The organism is Pseudomonas sp. PICF6, from assembly GCF_009831705.1.
In the GTDB taxonomy this organism is placed as follows: domain Bacteria; phylum Pseudomonadota; class Gammaproteobacteria; order Pseudomonadales; family Pseudomonadaceae; genus Aquipseudomonas; species Aquipseudomonas rhizophila.
Window position 1 is genome coordinate 13,262 of record NZ_WUUD01000022.1, and the last position, 1,322, is coordinate 14,583.

At 64.0% G+C, this 1,322-nt stretch carries 2 protein-coding genes; both read left to right on the plus strand.

Annotated elements, in window-relative coordinates; genetic code table 11:
- Positions 1–346, plus strand: a 346-nt coding sequence (locus GSM73_RS27350; RefSeq protein WP_256676914.1) for a metal ABC transporter permease, incomplete at its 5' end; no start/stop codon positions are given.
- Positions 347–1,246 (plus strand): metal ABC transporter solute-binding protein, Zn/Mn family, encoded by a 900-nt coding sequence (locus GSM73_RS14350; protein ID WP_160893031.1) that lies wholly within the window; start codon positions 347–349, stop codon positions 1,244–1,246. It abuts the gene before it with no gap.
- Positions 1,247–1,322 lie beyond the last annotated feature (76 nt).

The window sequence follows — 1,322 nt, forward strand, 5'->3', positions numbered from 1 at the left end:
GGCGGCGGTGCGCGGGGTGGCGGTCAAGACGCTGGATTACCTGTTCGTGGTGTTGGTGACGCTGATCACCGTGGCGGCGGTAAAGGTCATCGGCGCAATTCTGGTGGGGGCCTTGCTGGTGATTCCGGCGGCTGCGGCGCGTCTGCTCAGCCAGTCGTTGAAAGGTTTTTTCTGGTGCTCCGTGCTGATCGCAACCGTCAGCACCCTGTGCGGGATTCTCGCACCGATTGTCTTCGACCTGCCGATCCCGTCCGGTGCCGCGATCATTCTGGTGGCCGGCATCGCATTTGCCCTGGCCGCCATTGCCCGGGGTGTTGTCCCCAGCCTCAAAGGGAATCTTGGATAAATGGTTCTTTCATTGCGACAACTGGCATTGGCCGTGGCCCTGTGCGGTCTGGTAAACAGCCCTTCTTTCGCCGCCGAAGGCACACCGGTGCGCCTGCTTGCTTCGTTGCCGGTCACCTACGGCTTGGGTGAAGCGTTGCTCAAGGGCACCGATGTCAGCCTGGAGCGCGCCGCGCCGGCCAATCTGCCCGGGACGCGCCAGAATGCCTACTTCAGCGGCCGTGGCGCGCCGGCTCTGAGCAAGCTGGCCAGCGATGCCGACGCAGTAATCGGGCTGCGCTCGTTGTGGCCGGATGATCCGCTGTACCCCATGGCCCGACGCAGCAATATCCGCATCGTCGAAGTCGATGCCGCCCGCCCGGTGGACGGCGCCCTGCCCGGCATTGCCGTGCAACCGGGATCGGTCGATGGCCTGGCGAGCCAACCGTGGATGGCCAGCCATAACCTGGGACGGATGGCCGATGTCATCGCCGCCGACCTGGTGCGCCTGGCACCGACGGCCAAACCGAAGATCGACGCCAACCTGGCGGCGCTCAAGCAACGCCTGCTCAAGCTCAGCGCCGAGAGTGAAAAACGCCTGGCCAGTGCCGACAACCTGAGCGTGGTCAGCCTGAGCGAGCATTTTGGCTACTTGATAAGCGGCTTGAATCTGGACGGGATCAGCACCGATGCCCGGCCCGACGCCGAATGGACACCCGAAGCCCTCAAGCAATTGACCGCCACGTTGAAAGACAACGATGTGAAGCGGGTGCTGCATCATCGCCAGCCCGCGGATGCCGTGAAAGCAGCCATCACTGAGGGCGGCAGTCAGTTACTGGTCCTGAGCACCGACGCCGCCGACCCGGTGGCGGAGCTGGAGAGCAATGTGGACCTGGTCGTCACCGCGTTGACAGGGGGCTGATTGCAGGAATGCGCGCCCCTGTGGGAGCGGGCTTGCTCGCGATAGCGGTGTATCAGGCGACATCAATGCTGACTGT

What these genes read in the sequence shown, in the direction of transcription:
- GSM73_RS14350 (WP_160893031.1), top strand. Translation starts at nt 347, where the DNA reads ATGGTTCTTTCATTGCGACAACTGGCATTGGCCGTGGCCCTGTGCGGT.